This window comes from Starkeya nomas, from assembly GCF_902703545.1.
In the GTDB taxonomy this organism is placed as follows: domain Bacteria; phylum Pseudomonadota; class Alphaproteobacteria; order Rhizobiales; family Xanthobacteraceae; genus Ancylobacter; species Ancylobacter moscoviensis.
Map to the genome: position 1 here is coordinate 1 of NZ_CACSAS010000037.1, position 581 is coordinate 581.

2 protein-coding genes are annotated in these 581 nt (G+C 72.8%); both read right to left on the minus strand.

From position 1 onward, the window contains the following. The coding region (locus tag STARVERO_RS22750) for a hypothetical protein (protein WP_159602413.1) at window positions 1-355 on the minus strand (355 nt) is incomplete at its 3' end. Then, window positions 352-581 (minus strand): hypothetical protein (locus STARVERO_RS22755; RefSeq protein WP_159602416.1); only part of this gene is annotated, 230 nt, incomplete at its 5' end. The genes STARVERO_RS22750 and STARVERO_RS22755, both read right to left, overlap by 4 nt.

Here is a 581-nt window from a genome sequence, read left to right on the forward strand (position 1 = left end):
GGGCGGCACGGCGCATCCGCACCGCGCGCTCGGTGATGCCCAGTTCGGCGGCGATCCGGGCGGCCGGCGCGCCCTCGGCCTCCAGCTGCTCGAAGCGGGCGTTCAGCTGCCGGCGCATCTGCGCATAGGAGCCGCCGCCGCCGAGCGGGATGTCGAGCGGCGTCGTGCCGAAATGGCCGATGATCGCCTTCGCCGCCTCCTCGCCCACCGCCTCGTCCAGCCATGATCCCGGCCGGAAGCGGGACGGCAGCTTCACCCGGCGCCCGCCATAGCGCTCGGCGAGCGCCAGCGCGGCGTCAAGGCCGGCGACGTCCGCGATCGTGCGCAAGGTGGCGGGCAGCCAAGAATAGCTCATGACCGGATGCGCAGCCCCCGTTCGGAGAAGGTCACCGACAGGCCGGACAGGCGGTGCCGCCAGACGATGCGGGCGGTCCACGTGCCGTCCTTCGACGGCGAGAGCTTGCCGCCCGAGCAGGAATATCCCTGCTCGATCAGGCCCTCGTGCATGATGGAGAGGCGGTTAGAGGCGGCGAGCACCGCGTCGAGCTGGATCGTGCCGCCCGTGCGGCGGCGACGGCGCT